We start from the raw sequence: 6,589 nt of genomic DNA, 5'->3' as shown, positions 1-6,589 counted from the left end.
GAGCACGCTCCTCCACCCGCCGCATCAGCCGCACCGTCCAATCCATCCACGTTCTACTGACCTGCGACTATTCAGGATGAAAGAGGTTCACTGAGCCTGTTCGCGTTGGCCACCAATCGCTCAGCACGAGATCGGCCCAGGGGTCACCGCGCGGGTGACCGGCGACGAACGTGAGAAACTGCGCAGGTTGCGGGCGGAGAACAAGCGGATGCGTGAGGTTGACGACCTGAAGTCCGCGGCGACGACTTTTTTGTGGAAGAACTCGACTGCGGCGCTGAGCAGTGACTACCCATGCCCGTCTGCCTTGTTAGCGGCAGGCTTGGGACGGATGACGCGAGGCTGGCCCGCCGGATGTTGGTGCATGGTGCCGACACCCGTGGCCGTCAGGGCAGTTGGGATGAGGCATGAACATTGTCACGGTCTGCGATTTCTGTTCCGGCCCTGACCGGGTGGTGTGCGCGTACCGAGCTGAAGCGGTTCGCTGCGTTTCGATGACGGGCGGGGTACAATGCTTGCCGCCCGGCGACTGGTACGCCTGCGGCAGGTGCAGGGCATTCATCGATCGTGACCGATGGCGCGAGCTTGCTGGCGTGCTCGGCCATACCGCCGTCCCCGATGTGTGGACGGCTTTCTCGCGGGCGAAGTCGAGCCCCGGAAAATCTTGGCCCCGCGCAATCCAGGTGAAGGGATGACCCGCCATAATAGTCCGTGTTGCCGAACATCACCCTTAGATCCTTTTGTCATTCCTCGCAGGACTCGCAGATTTCGGTGATCGACCGGCCAGGCTGTACGTGGAGGGCAAATACACTTGGCCTGCGTACTGACCGACGAGCCTAAGGGCTGTCCCGTAACTGCTGGTCACCGGTGAGATGATCTTGGTGTGGCTGGTGTGATCACGGCGTCGGAGCCGTCCTGGATAGCCCCGTTCACCGGGCTGAGCCCGCGCGCCTTCGGGAAGCTGGTGACGGTTCTACGGCGCGGGGGTGCGGACGCGGTCCGCAAGGGCCGGCCTTGGAGTCTTCCACTGGAGGACCGGGCCCTGCTGGTCGCGGCGTACTGGCGTACGAACCTGACGATGCGGCAGCTGGCTCCGCTGTTCGCGGTGTCGAAGTCGGCGGCGGACCGGATCATCGACCATCTCGGGCCGATGCTCGCGCTCCAGCCCTGTAGGCGGTTTGCCAAGGACACCGTGCTCATCGTGGACGGCACCCTGATCCCCACCCGCGACCACACCATCGCCGAGCGGTCGAAAAACTACAGGTACTCCACCAACCACCAGGTCGTCATCGACGCCGATACCCGCCTGGTCGTCGTGGTCGGTCGGCCGCTCGCCGGGAACCGCAACGACTGCAAGGCGTGGGAAGAGTCCGGCGCCAAGGCCGCCGTTGGCAAGGCCCTCACGATCGCCGACGGCGGCTACCCGGGAACCGGGCTCGTCATCCCGCACCGCCGAGAGCGTGGCCAGGCCGAACTCCCGGACTGAAAGGAGGAACACAACAAGTCTCACAAGCAGGTCCGAGCCCGCGTCGAGCATGTCTTCGCCCTCATGAGACCTGGAAGATCCTCCGCGACTGCCGCCTCAAAGGCGACGGCGTCCACCACGCCATGCTCGGCATCGCCCGTATGCACAACCTCGCCCTCGCCGGATAGGTCAGCGGACCGCACAACGGTCAAACCGCGCTCGAGGCGACCCGGAGATCATTTACGGGACAGCCCTTAGGCGAGACGGCATCGTGAACGGCGGTCCTCGTAGTGCACCTAGAGATGCGCGGTGAGCTCGTCCAGGCGACGCCGGAGTGCTCGGCTAGAAGTTATCTTCAAATGTCACGCCCAAATCAGGAGCGATGCGAGGGCGACAGCTACCTGGTGGGACTCGATGGTCCTGTCCTAGCGGATTGCGATGACTCGCCGCTGCTTCAAGCGGTTGACACAGCGTTCGACCGAGTCGCGCCGTTGTAGTGCTACTTGTCTAAGACGCCGTTTTTTATGGCTTGCTCCTTCGTTGAGCCTTGCGTGACGGATCTGGTCGAGCGGTTGGCGCCGGACGAGTTGTGGACCCTGTTTCGGCGAGTGGTTCCGCCGGCGCCGGTCATACGCCCCTAAGGCGGGGGGCGACCGCGGGACGGTGACCGCGAATGCCTGGCAGCGATCATCTTCATGGCCACCTCGGGCTGCACGTGACGGCAGCTGCCGCCGGTCTTCGGGCCGGCCTGGCCCACCGTCTACCGCCGCTTCGCGCAGTGGAGCCGGGACCGCGTCTGGGCCGGGCTCACCGCGTCGTCCTTGACGACCTCGGCGCCCGGGGGGAGCTGGACCGGTCGCGGTGCGCGATCGATTCCGTCAGCGTCCGCGCTGCAAAAGGGGGCCACTGACCGGACCGACTCCGACCGACTACGGCAGGCCGGGATCGAAAATCCACCTGCTCACGGACAGCAACGGACTGCTCCTGTCCCCGGGCATCTCCGGCGCCAACATGCACGACAGCCTCGGCCTGCAACCACTTGTGCGGCAGCCCATCGGTCCACTCCAGACGTGGCCCACGCCGCTGTCGCCCGGTCAAGCTCCACGCCGATATAGGGATGCGACTACGACCACCTGCGCCGATGGCTGGGCGAGAGAGGTATCCGCCATCGCATCGCCCGCAAGCGCATCGAGTCTTGGGCACGACTGGCCCGCCACCGCTGGGTCGTAGAAGAACGGTCTCCTGGCTTGCAGGATGCCGCCGCCTGCACCGCCGCTACGAACGCAAGGCCGAACAATTCCTCGCCTTCGTCGGCGTAGGCGCAGCCCTCATGGGCTACCGCCGCCTCACCAAGTGAAACGGAGGCCTAACTGCCGTCTGCTTCGCCACCTCGCCATGATCGCCGACTTCCCTCTGTCTCAGCCCACCTGAGCCGAGGGCAGCCGGTGCTAAGGTCCGGTTGATCGGGAATACGGGGGGTATCAGGTGGTCATAGTTGTCACGGCCGCAGTGTTCATCCTGCTGGCGCCGCACGTCGAATATGCCTTCACCTCCGCCGACGCCAATCAGATCTTCTTCAACGGCCAAAATATAACCTGAGGGTCAGTCCAGCTGCATGGAAAGGGCACGCTGCAGTCCTGCCCGCTTGGAGATACCAAGTTTTCGATAGGCGGCCGACAGATGTACTTCCACGGTCTTGGGAGTGACAAATAGCTTCTGCGCAATCTCGCGATTTGTGAGGCCAGCGGCTGCAAGCTCTGCGGTCCGGTGTTCGCTTGGGGTCAGGGCCTCCGGTCCAGTTAGGGCGAAACGGCGGGGTCGCCCTCCGGCAGCGGCGAGTTCGGTGCGGGCGAAATCTACAAGTGGGGCGGCTTCGCACCGGGTGGCCAGGTCGAGGGCATCGCGCAGCGGCAAGCGGGCGTCCGTCCGATGACCAGCCCTTCGCAGTGCAGCCCCGAGATCACATAGGGCCTTTGCATATTCCAGCTTGGCTGGCGATGTCTTAAGGACCGCCGTTGCCTGTTCCAGGAATCCCAGGCCGTCTTGGCCCATCACAAGACCAACTGCCCGCAAAGCCCGCCCCAAAGCCCAAGGAGCCCCCCACTGGCGAGCGAGAACCACGTCGTCGGCAGCAAGAGCGCGCGCCTGTTCAGTGCGGCCCAATAGGTGTAGGGCCATAGCTGCATCCGGTCGCCAACTGAGGAAAGCCGGGTTGTGTCGGCGGTGAGCTTGGAGCTGCTTCCCGACGGCTAGGAGGATTTCAAGCGCCTCTTCGGCCTTGTTCTGGTGTAGTAGGAGTCGGCCCTGGCTGGCTTTTATCCAGTACCACCACGGTGCGGACACAGGGGCATCTGACGGGACAATGCGGTCCAAGATTTCCCGGGCACGGTCAAACTCGCCACGCTCGATCAGCGTATCCGCGAAGAAAGCTGCCGTGAACGGACGGCAAGTATCGAGATGCGCGCCGTCACAGAGCTGAAGTGATTCTTCCGCTGCAGCCTTGGCCTCGGCCAGTTGGCCTCGGCGATGCCAGGCCAAACACTGGAGTCCTGTGGCCACTGCCACGGCCGGGGTCATCTTCCGCCGTCGCGCATCAGCCAGGGCTGCGTCAAGAGTTGGAAGTGTCGCGCAGTCATCAGCAACAATAAGGAGCCAACACGCTCCGGCGAACGCTTCGCTACCATTGGCATGACTGATGAACGCGTCCCCTGCCAACGCGCGGCGTACCCGCTGCAGTGCCTGATCAGTCGCTAGCAAGGCGATCGCAGTGTGCCAACCGATCATGGCATCGAGAGACCGTCCGCCAGGACCGTGCGGAGGCCGATAGCTGGCGAGCTTTTCGATAAGAGCATCGCCCATTTTGTGCAGGCCCGCATCAGATGCTGTCACATTGATGAGGCTGGACTGCAACTGGCAGCGCAGATCCTCCGAGTGAGGGCCAAGTTCATCGATCGCCCGCTCATAAAGCGATACGGCTTCACGCCCACGGCCGAGCCAGAAATAAACGCTCCCCAACATATCTACAAGAATCGCTCGCCCTTCGGAATCCCGGGTTTCATTCAGCGCCTGACTCAGGTACCGTTCCGCTTTCTTCATGTCAACCATTTGAGCGATGGCTCCAGCCTCACGAAGCAAGGATGCTCGCTCACCGACGTCGGGTGGTTCTGCCAGGGCCCGCTCAAGATAGGGAAATGTGGCTTGCGGGGCACCTCTGCTGTAAGCATGCCGCGCAGCTTCGACCAGCACTTTGACGGTGTCGGGGTCACCCGCAGGAATCGTCCTCAGAAGGTGGGCGGCAATGCGTTCGGGATCTGCGCCGTTTTGAGCGAGGAGTTCGGCGGCACGTTGGTGTGCGTCCACTCGCCGGGTTATGGTCAGACCGTCATACACTGCGGCGCGCACCATTGGATGGACGAAGGTCAACCGGTAAGGTCGCTCGGTCTGATCTTTGATTGTGTCGATATGTAGAATCTCTCGCTCCTCTAGAGCAACGGCGTCCGCGAGAATCTGATGCGGATCTTGCTCGTTCATGGCTGCCACCAGCGATACTTCAGCGCCGTCTCCCAAAACGGCGGTCGCGTAGGCCAACTGGACTGCAGAAGGTGATAGTCCAGTAAGCCGAGCTGCCACCAACTGCGCTACGGCCTTGGGCCCCAATTCGGCAACCCGCACCGCATTATCCGTCGTCGCCTGCATCCCCTGCGCTGCCAAAACTCGCACCAGCTCACGCAGCAGCAAGGGATTTCCCTTGCTCGCTTCATGACAGGCTACGGCAAACTGTCCATCAATCGCACCGGAGAACGTCCCTGCCAACAGTCTTGCAGTTCCCTCACTGCTTAGCGGATTTGGCCGAAGCACTACCGCCTCGGCTGCAATTAGCTTTATTAGCCGTTCGTCTGCGAGCTCTTCCCCGCTGCGCACAGCGCATGCCAGTAGCACGCCTATCTCCGGCATTCTGGGGATCAGATATGCCAAGAAGCGCAAACTCGGCACATCGCACCACTGAAGGTCATCTATCAATAGAACCAGGGATTTTTCTTGGACCGCATTGGCTACTAGCCAAAACAAGCCATGCAGCACAGCGAAATCTCCAACTTCCTCCGCCTCGGCGTCGAATGTGAAAATCCCCCGCGCCCGGCTTGCTGGCCCTTGCCATAGCGTCTCGGCCCGATAGCCATCTGCATTATTAATCGTCGGCTCGAACAGTTGTCGCACCACCCCGAATGCGAAGTCTCGTTCCAGTTCCGACCCCCGAGCATGCATCACCCCCACTTCGCGCTCCTCGGCCGCCTTTCGCAGAGCCCTTAGCAATTGGCTCTTCCCGATGCCCGCGGGCCCCTTGACCATCAAGATCCCACCTACGCCCGCAACCAGGTCCTCAACCAGCTCAGCAATCACCGTCTCCTCGCCCTCGCGCTCCACCAATCCCCATGATGAGTCCGTCATTCCGTCAGTCTGCGCCTGTCAACGAGAGCAGTCAAAACTTCCATTGCCCACTTATCCATTCTGAACTGTGCAGGTGGGAGGCCGTGGACAGCGGCGAACGCCATGCGACTCGGCAGGCCAGCTCCTTGACCACCCGATGTGATCGTCTGCCCGTCGCGTAACGGGAGAGCCACAGGAGGTGTTCGAGACGCGTGACGAAACACGGTCTGCTGTACCTCGCCGTCCCCGACCTCCGCGGCAATTTGTTGTGGATCTCGGCCGCGTGGCCCGGGGCTCCAGCGAGCTGGCCGCCGCTCGTCGCGACAAGGACATCGTTCGACTGCGCGAGGCTCCGCGCCATGAAGGACCTGGGATCACCAAGTTGGAAACGATTCCCCACGAACCGGAGTCGCCATCGGACGACGAGCCACCCGCGTGCATCCAATCGCATCGTCCCAGAAGGAATCGAACCGCATCCTCAGCCGCGAGCGCGCCCCCAACGAGCACGGTGCCAGCGGGGCGACGCGGAGGTGTCGGGGCTGACGTTCAGACTCACCTGACTTGCTCGCCCACGCCAGCCGAGCCGCCGGGGTGCAAGCGGGCGGACGGCTAGGTCGTTTCCTTCGGATCACCTCGCCGACCAAATGAAGATGGCGGCGATGTGGAGTCCGGCGAGGTAGACGGTGGCGGTCTTGTCGTAGC

The 6,589-nt window shown here is 62.8% G+C and carries 1 protein-coding gene and 2 pseudogenes; 2 read left to right on the top strand and 1 reads right to left on the bottom strand.

Annotated features, from left to right (window positions below; genetic code table 11):
* Window positions 1–880: 880 nt before the first annotated feature.
* A pseudogene (locus ABZ854_RS36740) lies at window positions 881–1,650 on the top strand (transposase).
* Between the two features lie 336 nt (window positions 1,651–1,986).
* Window positions 1,987–2,819, top strand: a pseudogene (locus ABZ854_RS36735) (IS5 family transposase).
* Window positions 2,820–3,064: 245 nt separating this feature from the next.
* Here the strand turns inward: ABZ854_RS36735 and ABZ854_RS36730 are convergent.
* Window positions 3,065–5,908: an AAA family ATPase gene (locus ABZ854_RS36730; protein ID WP_361220275.1), complete on the bottom strand. Its 2,844-nt coding sequence runs from the start codon at window positions 5,906–5,908 to the stop codon at window positions 3,065–3,067.
* Window positions 5,909–6,589: the final 681 nt, after the last annotated feature.

Origin of the sequence: Streptomyces sp. NPDC047028, assembly GCF_040644095.1 — a bacterium.
Taxonomy (GTDB): domain Bacteria; phylum Actinomycetota; class Actinomycetes; order Streptomycetales; family Streptomycetaceae; genus Streptomyces.
Note: the sequence above shows the minus strand (reverse complement) of the source record. Positions and strands in the feature narration are given on the sequence as shown.